Origin of the sequence: Sphingomonas sp. SORGH_AS_0789 (assembly GCF_031453055.1) — a bacterium.
Lineage (GTDB): Bacteria > Pseudomonadota > Alphaproteobacteria > Sphingomonadales > Sphingomonadaceae > Sphingomonas.
The window spans coordinates 1,551,726-1,571,605 of the sequence record NZ_JAVIYV010000001.1; the positions used below are offsets into that span (position 1 = coordinate 1,551,726).

The following is a 19,880-nucleotide window of genomic DNA, read 5'->3' on the forward strand; positions in this document are numbered from 1 at the left end:
CCTGAACCTGTTTTAGCGGATGGGGCATGAATTCCAGCCAGACCGCCATGATCGCCGCACTTCGCCCCCTGCTGGGCGACAAGGGGATCGTCACCGATCCCGAACGGATCGCCCCCTGGGAGATCGACTGGCGGCGGCGATTCTCCGGCCATGCGCCCGCGATCCTGGCCCCCGCCGATACCGCGCAGGTCCAGGCGGTGCTGCGCGCCGCGGCCGAACACCGGGTGCCGCTGGTGCCGCAGGGGGGTAACAGCTCGATGGTCGGCGGCGCGACCCCGCCTGGGGACGGCTCGGCGCTGATTCTGTCGACCCGCCGGATGAACCGCATCCGCCGCATCGATGCGCAGGCGGGCATGGCGATCGCCGAGGCGGGGGTGATCCTGGCCGAGCTGCACGACGCCGCCGAGGCGCAAGGATGGCGCTTTCCGCTGACCCTGGGGGCAAAGGGCAATGCGACGGTGGGGGGGCTCGTCTCGACCAATGCGGGCGGCACGCAGGTCTTGCGCTTCGGGACGATGCGCGGGCTGACGCTGGGGGTGGAGGCGGTGCTGCCCGACGGGTCGCTCTATGACGGGCTGTCCGCGCTGAAGAAGGACAATCGCGGCTATGACCTGGGACAGCTGCTGATCGGCGCGGAGGGGACGCTGGGCATCGTCACCGCCGCCGCGCTGCGGCTGGCCCCGGCGATCGCGGGTCATGCGACCGCCTGGGTCGGGCTGTCCGATCCGGCGGCGGGCCTGTCGCTGCTGCGCCGGTTGCAGGCCGCGACCGACATGATCGAGAGTTTCGAGATACTGCCCGCCGAAAGCCTGGCCGCCGCCGTCGCGCATCTCCCCGGCGCGCGCGCGCCGCTGGCCGGGCCGCATCCCTGGCACGTGCTGATCGAGGCGGTGACGGGCGACCCCGCCGCCGATCCGGCCGCGATGCTGGAGGCGCAACTGGCCGCCGCGCTGGAGGACGGGGTGGTCGCCGATGCGGTGATCGCCGCATCGGACGCGCAGGGCGAGGCGTTCTGGCTGCTCCGCCACTCGCTGTCCGATGCCGAGCGCGCGCTGGGCCCGGCGGTGCAGCACGACATCGCGGTCCCGGTCGAGGCGATGCCGCGCTTCATGGTCGAGGCGGCGGCGGCGTGCGACGCGCGCTTCCCCGGCACCCATGCCTCGGGCTTCGGGCATCTGGGCGACGGCAATATCCATTTCCATGTCCGCGCCGCGCCCGGCACCGACCGCGACCGTTTCTATGCCGAACAGGCCGCGACCATCACCCGCTTCGTCCACGACCTGGTGACGGCGGCGGGCGGCACCATCTCGGCCGAACACGGCATCGGCCAGATGAAGCGCGACGAACTCGCCCGCCTCTCGCCCGAACGGGTCGCGGCGATCCGCGCCATCAAGACGGCGCTCGATCCGCACGGCCTGTTCAATCCGGGCAAGCTCGTCGCTTGCGCATAAGGCCCCGGCCCCATAGACACGAGGCCACGACACGCGGCCGGGGGGCTCGCGTGAACGCGTTTTTTGGAGATTATCATGGCCAGCGCGCCGTCCCTTCCGCTTTTCTATAACGGCCTGGAGCCGCTTTCGAGCGAGGCTCACGCCAATTACAAGGTCCGTCCGCAGGAAACGGCGCCCTTCCTCGCCGGCCAGCATGCCATCCCCGTCACCGTCGACGAATTCCCGCTGGTCCAGCGTTTCATGCCGATCGTCTTTTCGGTTGGCGAGGCGCCGATCCCGCTCGCGCTGATGGGCCTGAACGAAGGCGTCAACGTCTTCGTCAGCGACGAGGGCCGTCTGACCGAGACGAATTTCTACGTCCCCGCCTATGTCCGCCGCTATCCGTACATGCTGGCGCGCCTGCGTCCCGAGGCCGAAGAGCTGTCGCTCTGCTTCGACCCGACCTCGCCGACCATCGGGGCGTTCGACGACGGCGACGCGCTGTTCGACAACGGCCAGCCCAGCGAGCTGACCAAGAACATCCTGGCGTTCAACGAATCGTTCGAACAGGCCGGTGCCCGCACGCAGAATTTCATGGCCGAACTGGTCGAGATGGGCCTGCTGATGGACGGCGAAGTCTCGATCCAGCCCGACGGCGCGGAGCAGCCCTTCGTCTATCGCGGTTTCCAGATGGTCAATGAAGAGAAGCTGGTCGACCTGCGCGGCGACCAGCTGCGCAAGATGAGCCAGTCGGGGATGCTCCCGCTGCTCTATGCGCACCTCTTCTCGCTCTCGCTGATGCGCGACATCTTCTCGCGCCAGATGCAGCTGGGCAAGATGCCCCAGCCGCAGCTTCAGCCGATCGGCTAAGCCATGGGCGGGCCGGTCGCCGCGACGGCGCGGTACAGCCATGTCGCGATCGCCTTTCACTGGGCGATCGCGGTCCTGGTGGTCGCCAATCTGGCGATCGGCCTGCTCCACGAAAGCCTGTTGCCGGGGACCATCCCGCTGCACAAGGCGATCGGGTTGACCGTGCTGGCGCTGACCGTCGGCCGGATCCTCTGGCGGCTGGGCCATCGCCCGCCGCCGCTGCCCGCCGAGGTCCCGGCCTGGGCGCGCGGCAGCGCCCATGCGCTGCACATGACCCTCTATGCCCTGATGATCGTCATGCCGGTGAGCGGCTGGGCGATGGGATCGGGCCGCGACGTCCCGCGTCCCGTCAGCTGGTTCGGGCTGTTCAACGTGCCGCCCTTGCCCATCGGCAAGGCTGCCGCCGGGCTGGGGCATGAGGCGCATGAGATTCTGGGGTGGGCGATGCTGGCGCTGGTGGCGATCCATGTCGCGGCGGCGCTGCGCCATCACTATCTGCTGCGCGACGGCCTGCTCGCGCGCATGAGCTTCCGCACGCGCTGAGCTTTTCCTCCCCTGCAAGGGAAGGGAGACCATGCCAAGCATGGTGGAGGGGTGTGGCCGCCTGAGATCGGTCGGCGCCCTCGCAGAACGGGACACCCCTCCGTCAGGCCGGCGCATCCCACGACCCGTTACGAAAAAATGACGAATTGCGGGGGGCGGGGTTGAACCAAATAGGCCCCTTCTTATTTATACCCTGTACGGCATCGTGTCCCCCCTTTCGCGGTGTCGTATGACACGCTTTCAGCGTGTCTCCTCCCTGAACCTTGGCCACCTCGCGCTCTCCCCCTTGCGCGAGGTGGTTTTTTATTCGGCGGCGAGCGGCAGGACCTGCCCCAGCGCCTCGGCGCCAAGCGCGGCGATCACCCCCCGGACCAGCGCGACGGTGGTGTCGAAGCCTTCGCCCGGCGATTCCAGCGCGGCATCGAGATAGAGCGAACGGTCCAGCTCCAGCTGGATCGCATGGATGCCGCGGCGGGGATCGCCGTGTCGCTCGACGATATGGCCGCCCGCATAGGGCGCGTTGCGGGTGACGGCGACGCCCAGCCCGCGCACGGCGGCCTCGATCCGGCGGACGAAGCGGGGCTCGGCGGTCGTGCCGTGCCGGTCGCCGATCACCACCCGGGGGCTGACCGTCGCGCGGCCCAGCGGCGGCATCGAATGCAGGTCGAGCAGCACCGCCACCCCGAACCGCGCCCGGACCGCCGCCAGACAGGCCGCCAGCGCCTGGTGATAGGGCCGGTGCTCCGTCTCGATCCGGGCGCCGATCTCGGCATCGGTGAAGCGCCGCGCCCAGATGTCGCCATGCCCGGCGGTCCGGCGCGGCACCAGCCCCAGCCCGCTGCGCAGCTTGGCCGAACTGCGCCCGCCGATCCGCGCGCCCGCATCGATCAGCGGATCGCGCTCGCCCTCGTCGCGGTTCAGGTCGATCCAGGCGCGCGGAGTGCGTTGCATCAGCATCGGCTCGTCGCCGCGCGCCGCCATCGCCACCCGGTCGATCAGCCGGTCCTCCAGCGCCATCAGCGCGGACGGCGGCACGCGCAGCGCGGCGACCAGCGCCGGGGAATAGTCCCGCCCGCCATGCGGCACCGACAGCACGACCGGACCGGCGGGCAGGGCCAGCCCGTAACCGTCATAGCAGGGGCCGGGGTTCGCTTGGGCCATTGGCGGATGATCCTATGGTGGGGCGGCAAGGCAAGCAATGGTCTGGAAATCTTAACGGCCTGGCCGCTAGAACGGCCGCCACATGAATCGGGATCAAGAGATGCTTCACATCCTGCTGGCCGAAGACGATGAGGTCATGCGCGAATATCTGACGCGGGCGCTGACCCGCTCGGGCTATCGGGTGACGGCGGTGGATCGCGGCACGGCGGCCATCCCGCTGCTGGAGAGCGAACGGTTCGACCTGCTGCTGACCGATATCGTCATGCCCGAGATGGACGGCATCGAACTGGCCCAGCGCGCCGCCGTGATGGTGCCCGACCTGCGCGTGATGTTCATCACCGGCTTTGCGGCGGTGACGCTGAAGGCCGGGCAGGCGGTTCCCAACGCCCGCGTCCTGTCCAAACCCTTCCACCTGCGCGACCTGGTGATGGAGGTGGATCGCCTTTTTCAGACAAATTCGGTCGATGGTGCAATTTAGGGCTTGCCAGCCCCCCACACCCCGGCTAATTGGCCGGCCTCCGGCGGGCGTGTAGCTCAGTGGTAGAGCACTGTGTTGACATCGCAGGGGTCGCAAGTTCAATCCTTGCCACGCCCACCATCGAAAACCCCGCTAGGCCAACGGCTTAGCGGGGTTTTTGGTTTTCAGCCCCCCGAGTTGCGCGTCAAGGTTTTGCGTGCCTTTTGCGTGTCATGCCGAGTGGAACATCCGGGCTCACGAGGGCCTCGGAGGCGCTAGGGCGGCCTTGCCAGCGGATTGGGACCGGTAGCGATGGTGTGAAAACGACTGGCCATCATACCTGCCGCCGCCGTCCATCGGGACCGACTTGCGTGGGTTTTGCGTGAAGCGGCGTCGCCATCTTCCGCGCCAGCTCGGACGCAATGTCCTCCAGCCCCTGTCGGGTCTCGGAGAGATAAGCCGGGCTGAAGATCACGTAGCGTCGCGTCGACGGGGGCAGTACCACGTGCCCGAGCGCCAGCGGGATCTCCTGCTGCGAGACGCCGCGCTGTGCGATCAGGGTCGCCATGCTGTGGCGCATCAGCTTGGGGCCGAAGCCGATCGGCACCCCGAACCGCCTTGCCATGACGCTCCACGCCTTTTTGACGTCCGCCACGGGCCGCTGAACCACCCAACGGTCCTCATCCTCCTCTGCAACGCTCTCGTGACAGACCAGCCGGTCGTCCGTCGCCTCCAGCCAGTTCGCCAGAAGCGATGTGACGGGGAGCGCCGGTCGGTTTTTACGCGTCTGGATCCGCCCCGCTGGGTTGAGGTCGAGTACGCCGGCGTCGCGGTGCCATTGCTGCCGGTCAGGCCGCACCGAGATATCGTAGAGCGCGTCCGGCCGCGCTAGCGTGCAGATCGCACCGATCAGGTAGCGGCGCAGTGGCATCAGTCGTGCCGGATGCGCCGGGCTGAGCTCCGGGTCTCCTTCCGCCGTATAGTCGAGCATCTCGGCGATCTGGTCGAGCGAGAGGCGGAAGTTGCGCTCCGGCGTCACGGCAGCGCGGGGCAGGTGCTTCAGTTCGGGCACCGCCTCCATACGCTTCACGTTGAACCGCAAGGCTGCCTTCAGCTGGATGATGCTCTCCTCGACCGTCGACTTCGCCCGTTTGCGGGTCGACACGGTCCATTCGCCGGTCTCCGGGTTACGCCGCCGCTGGGTCACGGGATTGATCTCGGTCCCCCATTTTCGAAATCGCATCAGCCATTCGGCGTCCAGCACCGTCGGCAGCACGGGTTCACGCAGTACACCGATCGCGATCTCATGATCGATGAACCGGTTCACCAGTTTCAGCCGGGCGCGGATCGCGTCGGCGCTGGCCTGCTCGGCGCCGTGCAGCGTCCAATAGTCGGTCATGGCCTGATGGACCGTGTAGGCCACCTTGTCGTCGTCAGCAGGCTGGTGGAACGCCAGATAGTGACGGTCGAGCACCTCGACCGCTAGGCGAAGATCAGCCGTGCGCGTGCTGCGCCGCTGCATCCGGCCGGTGACCGGATCGTACCAGCAGATGTAGAGGTTCGGGCTGACAACCTCGCCGTCCTTGCCACGGACTCGATCGAGGTAGAATTCGCCGCGGCGATAGAGGTCTTCCGGTGACGGCACTGCGCTTTTTCCTTCAGGATTTCGCTTCGCGCCTCGCCGATCAGTTTTACTGCGCCTACCAGGGTGAGGAGGTCGAGATCCTCCGACTTTAGATTGATGCCCCGGTCCGTCTGGATCGCGCGGGCGATCTTGCGGTCGAGCTGCAGGATGGCGTCGGCGGTTGCCGCGTCGATCATATCCTGGGGGAGGACCGAGCCGGTCCCCGGGGTCATCGTGACGGTGCCGCCGGCGTCCGCGTCGATGCTCGTCATGTCTTTTCCTTCCTGGCGTGGGTTACCCCCACGTGCAGGGCCTTCTTCTCATCCGAAGCGGTCGTCGGTGGCCTTCAGACGATCCGCGATCTCCCTTTGCGAGACGGTGACGCCGACATCGGCGGCGATGACGGGCCATTCGGCCAGCGCGCCGCGCGTCTGGTCGATGATCTGGCCGATGACGCGATCCGACAAGCCATGGCGGCGGCCCAGCGTAAGGACGTGCGCACGGGTCGGCGTGCGGCCTTCGCCTTCGACCGCGAGATAGTGTTCGCCGCCCGGACCGACCGAGAAGGTCAGGTCATAGGCCGGGGCGAGGCGCCATTCGCCGTTCGGTCCCATGAGATAGCTGTGCTGCCGGGTGTGATCGTCGCGGTTGTGAGACAGGACGTTGAAGACCATGCGGCGGAAGGCCTGCTCGACGTCGCCAGCATGGCGGGTGATCGCCATGGTCGCGCGCAGGAATCCGTCATAGTCGATGCTCGGCATCTCCGAGGGCGCTTCGGCCGCCCCGGCGAGGGACACCATGTGCAGCCGGCGTCCGGGGGCGGGGCGGTCGAAGCGGCGCGTCGCGAAATAGCCCGGTCCATCGCGCTCGGGCAGGGCGCGGGACTCTGCGATCGTCAGACCGGCCGTGCGGGCCATGCGCGCATAGGCTTCCTCGACCGGGCCGATGTCGATCGGGTCGCCGGTCGCACGGAACTTGACGATCCAGGCGTCATGGCCGTCCGCGGCCTCGCCGACGCTGATCGCGCCATCGGGGGCGAAGCCGACATGGACCTTTGGGCGAGCGCCGCCCGACGCGCCGCCCAGCGCCGCCAGCGTATCGGCCAGCGCACCCTCGTCTCCGGCGAGGAGCAGTCGCGATTCCTCGGCCAAGGCATCGAGGTCGATCGTCCCGATCGCTTCGTCGGGTGTGGTGGCGGGCTGATAGACCAGCGCGCCACGGCCACCTGCGCCGATGATGGCCAGCTGATCGACCGGGTTCAGCGTGTCGAACTGGACGTCGATCCTGGCGAGGCGACGTCGCAGCAACAGCCGTCCCCAGGCATCGGGCAGGCTGTCCGCCAGGAAGCCGTGCAGGCCGCCGAACGACCGGCTCCGCGCGGCGTGCAGGCCCGGTTCCGGAGGATAGAGCAGCGGGGCGACGGGCAGGCCGCTGCGGATGACGTCGGGCGACCATTCGAGCTGGGCGACACCATTGGCCATCACGACCCGGCCAGCTGGCGCAACGGGCGCGGAGTCGTCGAACGCCAGCGCCAGCCCCAGCGGTGCCCCCGGCCTCAGCTTCACGATGGGATCCTCGACACTGCCCGGCGGCGACGCTTCGGCGCGGTGCGTTCGGTCATCCGGTTTTGCTCCAGCAGGGCATCCATCGAACTGGCCACCGGCTCCGGGAAGAGGGTGAACAGATCCTGCTCGCACCGTAGCGCCACGGCCGCGCGGACGAGGTCGTCGATCGACGCCTTGCCCTCGGTCTCCAGGCGTCGCCAAGTGCGATAGGAGACCCCGGCGCGGGCTGCCGCATCGACTTGTGTCAGGTTCATCGCCAGTCGGCGGCGCTGGACCTTCTGCCCGATTTCGACAGAGATTTCGCTCGGCGCATACATCATTGTCCGTATATGGCCCGTAATTGCCATTTCGGCAACTTTAGAGGCCATATACGGACGACCCGATGAGCCAGTATAGCGGTGCTATTCAGCAGCCTCTGCAATCGGCTCCGGTGGGTTGAAGCCGAGGTTGACGATCCGGATTTTGCCCCGGCGCGTATCGATCAGGCCGTCCTTGCTTATCAGCGCCAACTCCCTGGCCAGAGTGCCTGGCGTTTTCGCCTTCTCGCCGTCTACCTCGTCGGTGATCGTGGCCAGGACCATACAGGAGGCCTTCGTCGTGTTGAATGCGGCACGAAGCGCATCCCGTTCGATGACCGTGTTGGGTTTGCCGCCGTCGAACGATGCCAGAAGCGAGAGCACTGCTTTCCGGAGTTCCTCCGTATGCACGCCCTTCTTGCCACGTGGCTGGAGCAACGCCGTACCGAAGATGCCGGGGAAGTCGGCCGTGATGTGATCATAGGCGCCGTCCTTGCGCCTCAGCAGCGCGCGAGGTCGAAGATCCGCCCCGAGCGAGTTCGCCTTGGCCACCTCGACGATGACGACATCGCGGTCCGTCAGACCCGGATGAACGGCGCGGACTGTCTCGAGGTTTTCGGACGCTCCGGCGAGCCGCACTTCGACCACGGAGCGTGGCGTGGTAGACCACATGGCTGATCCACGAAGTCGTTCGATCGCGGCGTCCTCGGTCTTCCGAGCGGCATCCTTGGGCGTATGACCGATCACCGCCCAGAACATCTTCTGCCGGTACGACAGTCTGTTCAGATGGAAGAGGAAGTTCGTGGCCGCCTCCGAGTTGGCTAACTCGAAGCCTGCCATCGATACCGCAGAGTCGAGGATGACGCCCACGATGCGATCCTCCGGCCGTCCGTCCTCTTCGACTTGCTTGTTCCACTCGTCGAGAAAGGCCTCGATGCCGTTCAGAACGGGGCTTGGCTGCCAGCGGCCGCCAGGACCGTGCTCGAAAAGGCACGCGTTCGGCTCCGGGAACTCGGTTTGCGTCATGCTCAGGAACGCCATGACGTGGATGCGCTGGCATAGAGCGACGGCATCCTCCTCGGTACCGCCGTTCTCCCGCATCAGGCGGCGTGCGATCGAGCCGATGCGCAGCAGAAGATGCTCCCGCAAATCTTCTGCGGTCAGGACGAGGATGTTCCCGCGAACGCCAAGGTCAGCACCGAGCCACTGGCGTGGTGCGGCATCTCCGGTCGCGGCCATATGGGCGGCCATCCAGAGCAGTAGCTGCGTCTTCCCGGTCGATCCGGCTCCGAACCATATGGTCGCACCGGTCGCTGGCATCAGGCCATCCACGGCATAGTCCATCTGGCGGTTCTGCGACGCGGCATCGATCGCCCGATAGTCTCCCTTGCGCGCCCGAACCGTCCAGCTTTCATCGGTCATCTGTCATTCTCCCTTTGATGCGCGGTTCTAAGGGCACGGGCTTAAGGGGATATGACGATCGACGGCCGATGATAGGCCGCCACCGTTCGTCGCAAAACGGCGACGGCGTTAAGGAAAACGAAAGATTCGTTTCAGATATAGAGGGAGGTGGGGTGGAGGCGAAGGACTCGGGTCCAACGACTACACCCCACCTCCTCTCTAATCCGACCTGCGTCCGATGCGCGTCGCTGACGGATGGGGGCGTCACGCCCGTTCGGCATGATCCAACAGGTCAGCCCTGAGACCCTGCAAACCCCTTTGCGCTGGTGCACGATTTCGTTTGCCTCCTAGCTTCCCGAGCCTGGTTGCAGGACCGCCGTGCCCATTCAGCTGCCACCCGGTCCTCTACACCTTACCCAGAGAAGGTGACCCCTTCGTTCTGTGATGCACGTGTCGCGGTAACCACAGGAGGGGAGTGAAGGCTCTGCCTGCGGCGAGGATGGGATCTTCAAAGGAGCAACTATCCTTTGGAGGAAAAGATGAGACTGAATGCAAAGCAGGTCGACGCAGACCGCCGCCAAGCCCGTGCGTATGCCGACGACGCGCTTCGAGAGGCTGTTTGCCGCTGGATCGTCGACAACAAGGCCAGCCGCGCCCGAACCGCACGCGCGTTCGGTATCTCCGTTGAGCGCGTTGGTAACTTTCAGTTCCAGACGCTGATGAAGGAGCAGACGGCGAGATACTGGGCCAAGATGCGGGGCCAGCCCATGATCCAGGTGCCAAGGCGCTGAGGCTTGCTGCCCGCGCGACGCTGTTCAGAACTTGGAGCTTTTGCACCAGGACTTCGAACAGCGTCGACTTGGGCGCAGAAGGTAGGAAGAAGGCAATTGAGCTAGGTTTGGAAGTGCTGGGGTACCTTTCACCCCAGGATGAAAAAGAATGAGTGATATTGCCTACTACCGCGTGTCGACCGGAGGCCAGACGATCGCGGCGCAACGCGGAGCATTGGCCGGACCGATGGGCCGCCCCTTCGACAAGGAGTTCGAAGACCAAGGCGTCAGCGGCTCGGTCCTGGCCCGGAGCCGGCCGGGCTTCTCTGCGATGCTCGACTATGTCCGTGAGGGCGACAGGCTGCACGTGTCCGCCATCGATCGGCTGGGCCGTGATGCCCTGGACATCCAGGCGACGGTCCGCGCGCTCATGGACAAGGGCGTCGAGGTCGTGGTGTGCGGGCTCGGTTCGATCACGTCGGGCGCGGGGCTCCTGATCCTCGCGGTGCTGGCGCAGATCGCGGAAATGGAGCGCGAAGCCATCCGCGCCCGTACCCGGGCCGGGCTGGACGTCGCGAAACAGTCGCTCGCCGCCACCGGTCGTACGCACCGGGGCAAGACCAGCCTGGGGCGGCCGCTCAAGGCGGATCCCGTCAGCGTCGCCGCCTGGCGCGTTACCAACGCGGCGAGCCTGTCCGCCACCGCCAGCCATTTCGGCATCAGCGCGGCGACGGTGAAGCGCTATCTAGCGTCCGCAGTCACGTCCCCGCCAGTCAGTGATGACGGCGGCGAGATCGTCGCTCGGCATGCCGCTACGGCTGACGACGAGATCGGTGGCGCGGCTGACCACGTCATCGCCGACACCAGCGCGGGTGGGTTCCTCCACGAAATATCGGTCGGTCCCGGATCCGTGCCGCTGACGATCGACGTCGGCGAGCAGGTCCTCCAGGCGCCTGTACCCACGCCACGCGGTGACGAGGGTGGCGAGCCGTTCGTCGGCGAGGTCGACCTCCCACTCTTTCCCGACCTTCCGGAGTGGAGACCGGGCGGCGCTCATCAGGGCAGCGCGCAGATCGGCCAGCAGGCGGTTCCGCTCGACGACGCTGTTGTTAAGCCACGGCGACGCATGACGCCGCCGCATCGCATGGGCGACGGCAGGCTCGTCGGCGAAGGCGTTGGCGGCAAACCGCCAGTCGGGAGCGTGGGTAGCGTCGATGACGAGCCCATGCTCCCCTTCGACGACCCGCAGGGCGGGTTCGGAGAACAGCGCGGCGGCTAGCGCTGCCACGGCCTCGTCGCGCTGGGACAGCACCGCATCCTTCGCCGGTTCCGGCATCGGATGCGGCTGCGCCGGCTCGATCGGCGGACGCGATTGGATTGGCGGGCTCCGGCCCAGCAGCCCTCCGACCCAATCGCGCCATCCACGACCAGTTTCCGATGTACCGACGGCGATGACTCGCTCGACGGATCGCTTCTCGGCGAGGACGCGCCGATAGACGGGATGCTCGCCATAGGCGCGAACATGTTTCAGCGTTCGCGCCGCACTCGCGTCACCACCTGCGGCGGCGCGTTGCAGGCTGTCCAGGCCTACCGATGCCACGTCCGTTGCTGCGGCGATCATCCGTTTGGCCTGGAGGTCGGCGAAAGTGGCGAGACGCCTCTGCGCCATTTCTGCCAGTGCGGGTGTGGTAAGGGCGGTGAATTCGGCCCGAGTTACGCCGGGTACCCTATACTCGGTCACGGGCCCCTCCGGCAGGAGGACCGGGATGTCATCTTTCATGATCCTGTCGAACAGGGCATCGAGCGTCGACCGCGCGTCTAGGCGGGCGGGCTTGGACGCGCGCCGAGGCTTCGGGCGGTCTATCAGCGCCGTCGCCGCTGACGTGATCTCGTCGATCGCCGCCTGTGCCTTCGCGACGGCGGTTCGATGCTCGGTCAGGACCGGGGCATGGTCGTGCTCGATCGCAGTGATGCCGGCGAGAAACGCCTCTGCCTCGTCTGCGCGCGCGACGATCGCTCCTTTCGCTCGCTGCTCCGCCCGGTCCGCCGTCCCGCCCTCGATAGCCTCCAGCATCCGGCGGCATACGGCGATCGTCTTGTCCGGCCGAGCCCGCGCCATGGCGAGCGTGACGTCATACTCGGCGCATTCGGCATCGTGCTGTTGCAGGACCACGCTGGCCGCATCGAACCGGGCGATCAGATCGCGGATGGAGGCCGTCCGAGCCTGATCGATGACCGATCCCTCCACGCAGAGGCGCTCCGCCTCTAGCAGCCGACGCCGAAGGTCCGCCCGGGCTTTCGCCCGCTCCTCGGCTGCGGTCCACGCCTCGCGCAGCAACGCGGACCAGAGTATCTCGGCGTTCTCGATGCCGCGGCTGGTCAACACGCCGACTGCGTCGAGTGGAGCCGCGCGGGTGCCAAGCGGCTTCTGCGCCTGGCGCTCGCAACCCAGCGAGCGGAGATCACCCGGATGGAGCTGGCGGGTAACGCCCAACCGGTCGAGTTCTTCGTTGCACCGCTCGGCGAAGAAGCGGCGCATGTCGGCGATCGAAGCGGTGCCATAGGCGCGGTAATTTCCGCCATCGCTGTCTCGCGACCATTCCGCGATCTTCTTTTGCGCGTACGGATAACGCACCCGCTCATGCTGACCCTCAACCGGCTCGGCGATCTCGAAGTCCCATCGGTTCCCAATCCTCCTGGCCGGTCGGTCATGACAGGCGACGTGCAGATGATGATTGCGGCGGTCATTATGGTGATCGGGCGCATGGATCGCCGCGACGTACATCATGCCGATCTCTTCCAGTTCTGCGCACATCGCTTCGGTCACCGCCCGCCGACCAGCGGCATCAAGGCCATCTGGAAATTCTGCCGTCAGCCGATACTGCGACCGTCCACCGCGCGCCTCCGAGAGCCGAACCGGCAGCTTGCCCTTCGTGGTCCCGAGAATGCTGGCAAGTGTCTTCGCCAGCTTGCGTGCGGCAACACGGTCGACCGCCAGCTCATCGAGCGGGATCGTGCGGGTCCTGCGCTTGCCTCTGTCATTCGCAAATTTTGCTGCCACCTCACCCACGGCACCGGGAACGTCCTGTGCATCTGCCAGTGCACGCCACGCCGCACGTGACGCCCTCTCGGGCACCAGCGTCAGTCGGTCCGCGCCTGGTGTGCGTTCATGGCGATGCACGGCACGCCAATAGGCTTGCCGCTCCTGGGGATCCTGCGAGATATTTGTGAAGACCGCGCGCTCGCCATCGATCGCCTCGGTGGCGGATGGCCGCACGGCATAGCGGTCGAAGCCGTCCGGAGAGATCGTAACCTCCACCGCTTCCGGCCGATCGATATAGGCATCATGCGCCGCTGGTGCGCCGACCGCCAAGCGCTTGCTTCCCTCCGGCGTCGTGATGCGGCACCCGCCGTCGCTTGTCTTGCTGATCGCCTGGAATTCGAAATGGAAGGTGACCTTGCCCCCGGCGGAGACGAAGCGTTCATGAAACGCACCGGGCACCGCGAAGTTGGGGGAGCGCGACCAGCGATTGCCACGGACCTTCCGGTCCTTGACCTGGTCACGAACATCCTTACGGACGCGCACCGCACGACCGAGCGCTTCTTCCTCTTCGATCGCGAGCGCGCGTCGCAGCCGAGCGGAACAATGACCTATTGGACCGAGGGGACGCTGGATCGACATAGCCGGGCTCCTGTTGCCGGCATCATGGTACAGGACGCGAATCACGGGGTGAATCACCCCCTCTTATTTTTCCCGAGGGGGCTCAGCCGCCGACGGGCCGCGCCCCAGCGCGCCCTTGAGGACGCCGCCCCCGGCGTCCCGGAACCGCCTCGCCGCATGGCGGTGCACGCAAAGGTGAAGGGTTCACGTTTGCGGAATTGCGCCTCAACAAATCATCCTGCCACTACTCCGCCTCGACGGGTCAGTCGGGCCGACGCCAGCTACTGTTTGAAGCGGTGCTCTCGGTGCCAGCGCACGAATTCCGGGTGCGGCCGGCTTGCCAAATGTGCGGGCAGGATCGCGCCTCCAGACGGGTTGATGATCGAGCGGACACTGTCTGGATCGTTGACCTGGCGCGACACCAGAATCCGCATGTCGTCGTCGAAGCCAATCAGGCCCCGGTCGAACATCCAGTGAGCCGTGCCCGACAGTGCCATGCCGTTGCTGATGATGTCGGGACCGTTCGCCTCGACCGGCCGGATATGGGCGGCTTCGACTTCCGCGCGGCCGCCGCCGTTGATCAGCTTCAGCCCGGTGACGGCGCAGCGTTCGTCATACGCGCGCAGAATGATGCGGCGGAACACTCGGTCCCGCACGACTCGTGAAACTAGCGTCGCGACACGTTCGCGTGCTTCGTCGAAGATGAAGGGCGCGCGCTCCTCCTGCACGGCGGTTGGCAGGCCGACATCGCCGGTGCGTGGCAGGAGCGGGCTGATGTCGTCCAGTCCGGCGGATACGATCCGATTGAAGTCCGCTGGAGACAGTGATCGTACAGCGGCCTGGGCACGACCAGAAATCCTGCCGGCTTCGTTGAGAACGCCACGCTCGATGACTTGGCCATCGGCATCCGCGAAGGGGACCGGCATAGCGAAATCGAGATAGCTGCCTGGCTCTACCAGCGCGAGATACATACCGGGCACCGTCGGGTCCGGTATGATCTGCTCGATCTTGGCGACCGCGAAATAGCCGCGCGTGTCTCGAACCTTACGAGGCTCGTAATAGATTACCCAGTCACCGAGACAGGCCTGGGCGCGGCTCAGATACTGGGCCGGAAACTGGTAACGCTCCGCTGGCGTATCGTCGTAGATCGAGTCAAACCGATGGATGAAAACGCCGAACGCCATGAGCATGACTTAGCGGGGCCGCCGATCCATGCAAATCGGTATCAGCCTTTTGCTTCCGGGGTCAGTTGCGGGGGCTAACGATCGTGCGGTCACGGTTGCTGTCACCATGACCCAAAAGCCGTCACTCACCGCAGCCTCATCCACTACCGGAAGCTGCCGTTCGTTCATTAGGACGGAGCTGTTGCCCTTCAAAGACTTCCGCTTCGATGACTTATAGGCCGGGTTCAGGCTGGCACGGCAAAGCCCAGATATCTTAGCGCCTTCATCGTTCGCCCATTCACTGGAGGTCGGTTCGGGGCAAGCCAGCCGGAGAGCTCCATGACGCACGACTCGCCAAAGCGGGCAAGCTTCCACCGCTCGCTGTAAATCAAATCGTAGGCTCGCTCGAGGGTTGACCCCGGCCCGTGCAGAAGATGAGTCAGCGAGGTCTTGATTTGCGAAACGGCGTTGCGCTCGCCGAAGTCGCGCCTTAGCCCATCTAGGCCGCCGCTGACGAAGCGTTGCAGCTCGAGAAAGGCATGGCACGCGATGAGCGCATCGAACAGCTCGTCATAGCCCCGTGCCGCGATCGACGCGGAGGAACCGAACTCCCGCCGTAGGCGCGAGATGCGCTCGACCTCGTGGTGCTCGTCCAGCATGTCGCCCGTGACGTGACCCCCGTTTCTTCATCCAGGTGGAACTAGAGACCGGCCCCTCAAAGGGACGGACGGAATGAAGCGGAAGCAATTCTCGGAAGAGCAGATCATTGGCATCCTGAAGGAGGCCGAGGCGGGCGCAGTGGTGACGGAGTTGTGCCGCAAGCACGGGATGTCGAGCGCGACCTATTACGCGTGGAAGGCGAAGTTCGGCGGCCTGGAGGTGTCCGACGCGAAGCGCCTGCGGTCGCTCGAGGAGGAGAACGCCCGGCTCAAGCGGCTGCTCGCGGATACGATGCTCGACAACGCGGGGTTGAAAGACCTGCTGTCAAAAAAGTGGTGACGCCCGCCGCGAAGCGGCAAGCGGTCGCGCATCTCCAGGCGACCCTGGGGATGAGTGAGCGGCGGGCATGCGCGGTTGTCGGAGCGGATCGCACGAGCATGCGGTATCGCTCGTGCCGGGCAGATGATGGCGACCTGCGGTCGCGGCTGTGCGAGTTGGCACAGCAGCGTCGGCGGTTCGGCTATCGACGGTTGCACATCCTGCTGCGCCGGGACGGCATCACGATCAACCGCAAGAAGACCCAGCGGCTCTACCGGGAGGAAGGTCTGACGGTCAGGCGCCGGAAAGGACGAAGGCGCGCCGTGGGCGCGCGGGCACCTTCACCGGTGCTGGCGCTCCCCAACCAGCGCTGGAGCCTCGACTTCGTCCACGACCAGCTTGTCACCGGGCGGCGGTTCCGTGTGCTCAACATCGTCGACGACGTGACGCGCGAATGCCTCCGGGCGGTAGTCGACACGTCAATTTCGGGCCGGCGGGTCGTGCGCGAACTGGCCGATCTGATCGCCGAGCGTGGCAGGCCGAAGATGATCGTCAGCGACAACGGGACCGAACTGACCTCCAATGCGGTGCTCGCCTGGTCCGCCGATGCCAGCATCGAGTGGCATTACATCGCGCCAGGCAAACCGACGCAGAACGGGTTCGTCGAGAGCTTCAACGGTCGCATGCGCGACGAGCTGCTCAACGAGACGCTGTTCTTCACCATTGGCCAAGCCCGCTCGATCCTGGCCAGCTGGATCGACGACTACAACACCGAGCGGCCGCACTCGTCGCTCGGCTACGCTACCCCGGCCGCATTCGCTGCCGGGCTCGAACAGCAACGGGCGGGGTTAACCCCGCCCGTTGCTTCACCTGCGCTCATGCGCGACAACACCGGTCGGTCTCTGGTTGCCGCTGGTTGAAAGACTGGGGTCACGTCACCCGCCCCAACCTCGGCGGCGGCGTGCCAGGCGTCGAGGGTCGCCCCGATACGCAACGCCCCCCCGAACCTGTCCGCGATCGGCGTCCGCCTCCACTCGTCGCCCGGCGCGTGGCTCAGCCTCGCCCATCCGCGCGTTGCAGCAACAGGTACGGTGCAACCAGCGACCATTTCTCGTCGCTGACGTCAGACGGATACGGCTTGCGGAAAATGCTCATCCATCCTGGATGAGTCAGACGCCCCTACAAATCCATAATGAACCGCCCCGGGTTTGCCGGAGGCCGTGGGTTGTGAGTTACGCTGCCATATCCAGGTTCTCCGCGGCAGCATAATATTGCTTTTCGGCTTCGGCAGGCGGGATGTTGCCGATGGGCTCCAGCAGCCGGCGATGGTTGAACCAGTCGACCCATTCGAGCGTGGCGTATTCGACGGCTTCAAAGCTGCGCCACGGCCCACGCCTGTGGATCACCTCGGCTTTGTAGAGGCCATTGATCGTCTCGGCCAAAGCGTTGTCGTAGCTGTCGCCGACGCTGCCAACCGATGGCTCGATCCCGGCTTCGGCGAGGCGCTCGGTGTATTTGATGGAGACGTATTGGGCGGATTCAACCGGTCGTCGCAACGCTTCGAAAATGGAGGCGGACGATGGATATAAAGAAGCGGCGTTCGGACCGGTGCACACGGTCACAGTTGCGGTCTCCGGGACGGCCGCCAGTCGCCAATCGGGAAGAGCGTGAACTGTTCTGGCGGTATGTAGCTGCCGGGATGAGCAGCGAGGCGGCAGCGGTGAAGGCAGGAGCGTCACAACCGGTTGGCAGCCGCTGGTTTCGGGAGGCAGGCGGGATGCCACCGGCAGCGTTCAGGCCATCGGCGAAGCCCTTATCGGGCAGATACCTGTCGCTGGCGGAACGCGAGGAGATCGCGCTGTTGCTGGTTCAAGGGCATGGCGTCTGTGAGATAGCCCGCCGGCTCGGCCGTGCTGCCTCGACCATCTCGCGCGAGATCCGGCGCAATGCCGCGACGCGCAGCGGCAATTTCGACTATCGTGCGACGACGGCCCAGTGGCATGCCGAGCGGGCGGCACGCCGTCCCAAGGTCGCCAAGCTTGCAGCCAATGAAGGGCTGAGGCGCTGGGTGGAAGATCGGTTGAGCGGCGTCGTTGCCAGACCCGGTGGCCCGTCTGTCATCGGCCCGACGGTGGCATCATGGAAAGGGCGGCGACATGGACGGCGCCAGAACCGGCGCTGGTCAACGGCATGGAGCCCGGAGCAGATTGCCGGTCGTCTGCCCATCGACTTTCCGGACGACGACAGCATGCGCATCAGCCACGAAGCCATCTACCAGGCGCTGTTCGTGCAAGCCCGCGGCGCCCTGCGCCGTGACCTCACCGCATGCCTGCGCAGCGGCCGGGCTCTCCGCGTGCCACGGGCGCGGGTTGGTCAGCGCGGCAAGGGCTTCGTGACGCCGGAGATCATGATCAGCGAACGGCCCGCCGAAGCCGATGACCGTGCGGTGCCGGGCCATTGGGAAGGCGACCTCATCCTCGGGGTCGGCAGCTCGGCGATCGGGACGCTGGTCGAACGGTCGACGCGTTTCACGATGCTGCTCCATCTGCCCCGTATGGATGGTCACGACGCCAAGCCGCGTATCAAAAACGGACCGGCGCTGGCTGGGCATGGCGCCGAGGCCGTGCGGGATGCCATTACCCGTACCATCACCACCTTGCCCAGGGAGTTGCGCCGCTCGCTCACCTGGGATCAGGGCGCGGAGATGGCGCAGCACGCCCGTCTCAAGATCGATGCAGGCGTGCAGGTCTATTTCTGTGACCCCCAAAGCCCCTGGCAACGCGGCACCAATGAGAACACCAACGGGTTACTGCGCCAGTACTTCCCCAAGGGCACCGACCTCAGTGCACATAGCGCCGATACGCTCGCGGCGGTTGCAGCGACCCTCAATGATCGACCACGCAAGACGCTTGGCTGGAGAACACCGGCCGAGGCGCTTGACCAATGCCTCGCAAAGATCAAACATTACGGCGTTGCGACGACCGGTTGAATCCGCCTTGCGACCCACGGTCGCTATGATGGACGAGACCGCTTCGATGGGCCGGCCGGCGGTCATGAAGCGCTTGTTCCAAAGCATCGAGGACGAAGCTGGCATGCGCTGTCCTGCTCGCCCGCCAGCCGACGATGCGTCTCGCGTAAGTGTCGATGACGAAGGCGACATAGACGAACCCCGCCCAGGTAGCGACGTAGGTGAAATCCGACACCCACAGCATGTTCGGCGCTGGCGCGTAGAACCTGCGGTTGACGTGATCCAGCGGGCACGGCGCTGCTTTGTCGCTCATCGTCGTGCGAACCGGCTTGCCCCGGATCACGCCCTGTAGACCCATATCGCGCATCAGCCGCTCGATAGTGCAGCGGGCGACCGGGAAGCCCTCGCGCATCATCTGCCGCCAGACCTTGCGGACGCCGTAGACCGCGAAGTTCTCGGCGAACACACGCGCCACCTCGGGCTTGAGAACCTGATCCCGCTGTGCCCGCGCCGACAGGCGCATTGGATCCTGCCGCTGCGCGACACGCTCGAAATACGTCGATGGGGCGATCGGCAAGACGCGGCAGATCGGCTCGACCCCATAGGATTTACGGTGATCGTCGATGAAGGCGATCATCGCCGGAATGGGCGGTCGAGCTCCGCCTGGGCAAAATATGCGGATGCCTTGCGCAGGATCTCGTTGGCCTGTCGAAGCTCGCGGACTTCGCGTTCTAGCGCCTTCATCTTGTCAGCGACCTCGGTCGGAACGCCAGCGCGCTTGCCGCTGTTCACCTCCGCCTTCTTTACCCACTCATGCAGCGTCTGCGGAACGCAGCCAATCTTCTCGGCAATGGAAACTACCGCTGCCCATCGCGATGGGTGATCGCGCTCGTGATCCAGCACCATCCTTACCGCTCGCTCGCGGACTTCAGGCGCAAACTTGTTCGTCGTCTTACTCATACAGGCTCCACCTTCTCAGGAGTTGGAGCCTCC

The 19,880-nt window shown here is 65.9% G+C and carries 15 protein-coding genes, 1 tRNA gene, 3 pseudogenes and 1 other annotated feature; of the genes and pseudogenes, 9 read left to right on the forward strand and 10 right to left on the reverse strand.

Translation table 11 applies throughout. The features are described 5' to 3' along the window. Positions 1-26: 26 nt before the first annotated feature. From QE360_RS07225 to QE360_RS07235, 3 genes are all read left to right on the forward strand, one after another. On the forward strand, positions 27-1,451 hold the full coding sequence (locus QE360_RS07225) for an FAD-binding oxidoreductase (protein ID WP_309700404.1): 1,425 nt from the start codon (positions 27-29) through the stop codon (positions 1,449-1,451). A 75-nt stretch (positions 1,452-1,526) separates the two neighbouring features. Then, positions 1,527-2,300 carry a SapC family protein gene (locus QE360_RS07230; RefSeq protein ID WP_307101322.1) on the forward strand — a complete coding sequence of 258 codons (774 nt, stop codon included), beginning with the start codon at positions 1,527-1,529 and terminating at the stop codon, positions 2,298-2,300. A 3-nt stretch (positions 2,301-2,303) separates the two neighbouring features. Continuing rightward, positions 2,304-2,843, forward strand: a complete 540-nt coding sequence (locus QE360_RS07235; RefSeq protein WP_309700406.1) for a cytochrome b — start codon at positions 2,304-2,306, stop codon at positions 2,841-2,843. A 303-nt stretch (positions 2,844-3,146) separates the two neighbouring features. Here QE360_RS07235 and QE360_RS07240 read toward each other — a convergent pair whose 3' ends face one another. After that, complete coding sequence (locus QE360_RS07240) at positions 3,147-4,004, reverse strand: N-formylglutamate amidohydrolase (RefSeq protein WP_309700408.1); 858 nt, start codon at positions 4,002-4,004, stop codon at positions 3,147-3,149. 100 nt (positions 4,005-4,104) lie between these two features. Between QE360_RS07240 and cpdR the strand changes: the two genes are divergently transcribed. Continuing rightward, entirely contained in the window at positions 4,105-4,482 is a 378-nt protein-coding gene (cpdR, locus tag QE360_RS07245; protein WP_307104665.1) for a cell cycle two-component system response regulator CpdR, read from the forward strand. A gap of 45 nt (positions 4,483-4,527) precedes the next feature. Then, a tRNA-Val gene (locus tag QE360_RS07250) sits at positions 4,528-4,602 on the forward strand. Positions 4,603-4,795: 193 nt separating this feature from the next. Here QE360_RS07250 and QE360_RS07255 read toward each other — a convergent pair. The 4 genes from QE360_RS07255 to QE360_RS07270 form a co-directional block, all read right to left on the reverse strand. Further along, a complete protein-coding gene (locus tag QE360_RS07255; RefSeq protein WP_309700411.1) occupies positions 4,796-6,106 on the reverse strand; it encodes a hypothetical protein in 1,311 nt (436 codons plus the stop codon). Between the two features lie 299 nt (positions 6,107-6,405). Then, the gene (locus QE360_RS07260; protein WP_309700412.1) at positions 6,406-7,650 is read right to left on the reverse strand and encodes a type II toxin-antitoxin system HipA family toxin; all 1,245 of its coding nucleotides are present in this window, start codon (positions 7,648-7,650) and stop codon (positions 6,406-6,408) included. Next, positions 7,647-7,970, reverse strand: coding sequence for a helix-turn-helix transcriptional regulator (locus QE360_RS07265; RefSeq protein ID WP_309700413.1), 324 nt, complete (start codon positions 7,968-7,970; stop codon positions 7,647-7,649). Before QE360_RS07265 ends, QE360_RS07260 begins: the two co-directional genes overlap by 4 nt. 81 nt (positions 7,971-8,051) lie before the next feature. Continuing rightward, entirely contained in the window at positions 8,052-9,368 is a 1,317-nt protein-coding gene (locus QE360_RS07270) for an AAA family ATPase (RefSeq protein ID WP_309700415.1), read from the reverse strand. A gap of 518 nt (positions 9,369-9,886) precedes the next feature. Between QE360_RS07270 and QE360_RS07275 the strand changes: the two genes are divergently transcribed. Next, positions 9,887-10,138: a hypothetical protein gene (locus QE360_RS07275; protein ID WP_309700417.1), complete on the forward strand. Its 252-nt coding sequence runs from the start codon at positions 9,887-9,889 to the stop codon at positions 10,136-10,138. Between the two features lie 148 nt (positions 10,139-10,286). Then, positions 10,287-10,688 (forward strand): annotated as a pseudogene (locus QE360_RS07280) (recombinase family protein); the annotation flags it as partial. A gap of 174 nt (positions 10,689-10,862) precedes the next feature. Here QE360_RS07280 and QE360_RS07285 read toward each other — a convergent pair. The 3 genes from QE360_RS07285 to QE360_RS07295 all read right to left on the reverse strand — a co-directional run bounded on the left by QE360_RS07285 (position 10,863) and on the right by QE360_RS07295 (position 15,600). Next, the gene (locus tag QE360_RS07285; RefSeq protein ID WP_309700419.1) at positions 10,863-13,799 is read right to left on the reverse strand and encodes a MobA/MobL family protein; all 2,937 of its coding nucleotides are present in this window, start codon (positions 13,797-13,799) and stop codon (positions 10,863-10,865) included. Positions 13,800-14,059: 260 nt separating this feature from the next. Next, on the reverse strand, positions 14,060-14,962 hold the full coding sequence (locus tag QE360_RS07290; protein WP_309700421.1) for an HNH endonuclease: 903 nt from the start codon (positions 14,960-14,962) through the stop codon (positions 14,060-14,062). A gap of 224 nt (positions 14,963-15,186) precedes the next feature. Next, positions 15,187-15,600, reverse strand: coding sequence for a hypothetical protein (locus QE360_RS07295; protein ID WP_309700423.1), 414 nt, complete (start codon positions 15,598-15,600; stop codon positions 15,187-15,189). A 73-nt stretch (positions 15,601-15,673) separates the two neighbouring features. Here QE360_RS07295 and QE360_RS07300 point away from each other — a divergent pair. Beyond that, a protein-coding gene (locus QE360_RS07300) for an IS3 family transposase (RefSeq protein WP_405052577.1) occupies positions 15,674-16,839 on the forward strand; the annotation gives its coding sequence in 2 pieces (ribosomal slippage) (positions 15,674-15,935 and positions 15,935-16,839; 1,167 coding nt in all). Between the two features lie 312 nt (positions 16,840-17,151). Here QE360_RS07300 and QE360_RS07310 read toward each other — a convergent pair. After that, positions 17,152-17,454: pseudogene (locus tag QE360_RS07310) on the reverse strand (integrase core domain-containing protein); the annotation flags it as partial. A 44-nt stretch (positions 17,455-17,498) separates the two neighbouring features. Here QE360_RS07310 and QE360_RS07315 point away from each other — a divergent pair. Next, positions 17,499-18,908 carry an IS30 family transposase gene (locus QE360_RS07315; protein ID WP_309698497.1) on the forward strand — a complete coding sequence of 470 codons (1,410 nt, stop codon included), beginning with the start codon at positions 17,499-17,501 and terminating at the stop codon, positions 18,906-18,908. 7 nt (positions 18,909-18,915) lie between these two features. On the opposite strand, the pseudogene QE360_RS07320 reads toward QE360_RS07315, so the two are convergent. Then, positions 18,916-19,847 (reverse strand): annotated as a pseudogene (locus QE360_RS07320) (IS3 family transposase); the annotation flags it as partial. Continuing rightward, positions 19,450-19,566, reverse strand: a sequence feature (AL1L pseudoknot). It overlaps the preceding pseudogene by 117 nt. Positions 19,848-19,880 lie beyond the last annotated feature (33 nt).

What these genes read in the sequence shown, in the direction of transcription:
- QE360_RS07315 (WP_309698497.1), top strand. Translation starts at nt 17,499, where the DNA reads ATGGATATAAAGAAGCGGCGTTCGGACCGGTGCACACGGTCACAGTTG.
- cpdR (WP_307104665.1), top strand. Translation starts at nt 4,105, where the DNA reads ATGCTTCACATCCTGCTGGCCGAAGACGATGAGGTCATGCGCGAATAT.
- QE360_RS07290 (WP_309700421.1), bottom strand. Translation starts at nt 14,962, where the DNA reads ATGGCGTTCGGCGTTTTCATCCATCGGTTTGACTCGATCTACGACGAT.
- QE360_RS07230 (WP_307101322.1), top strand. Translation starts at nt 1,527, where the DNA reads ATGGCCAGCGCGCCGTCCCTTCCGCTTTTCTATAACGGCCTGGAGCCG.
- QE360_RS07285 (WP_309700419.1), bottom strand. Translation starts at nt 13,799, where the DNA reads ATGTCGATCCAGCGTCCCCTCGGTCCAATAGGTCATTGTTCCGCTCGG.
- QE360_RS07265 (WP_309700413.1), bottom strand. Translation starts at nt 7,970, where the DNA reads ATGATGTATGCGCCGAGCGAAATCTCTGTCGAAATCGGGCAGAAGGTC.
- QE360_RS07235 (WP_309700406.1), top strand. Translation starts at nt 2,304, where the DNA reads ATGGGCGGGCCGGTCGCCGCGACGGCGCGGTACAGCCATGTCGCGATC.
- QE360_RS07295 (WP_309700423.1), bottom strand. Translation starts at nt 15,600, where the DNA reads ATGCTGGACGAGCACCACGAGGTCGAGCGCATCTCGCGCCTACGGCGG.
- QE360_RS07225 (WP_309700404.1), top strand. Translation starts at nt 27, where the DNA reads ATGAATTCCAGCCAGACCGCCATGATCGCCGCACTTCGCCCCCTGCTG.
- QE360_RS07275 (WP_309700417.1), top strand. Translation starts at nt 9,887, where the DNA reads ATGAGACTGAATGCAAAGCAGGTCGACGCAGACCGCCGCCAAGCCCGT.
- QE360_RS07240 (WP_309700408.1), bottom strand. Translation starts at nt 4,004, where the DNA reads ATGGCCCAAGCGAACCCCGGCCCCTGCTATGACGGTTACGGGCTGGCC.
- QE360_RS07270 (WP_309700415.1), bottom strand. Translation starts at nt 9,368, where the DNA reads ATGACCGATGAAAGCTGGACGGTTCGGGCGCGCAAGGGAGACTATCGG.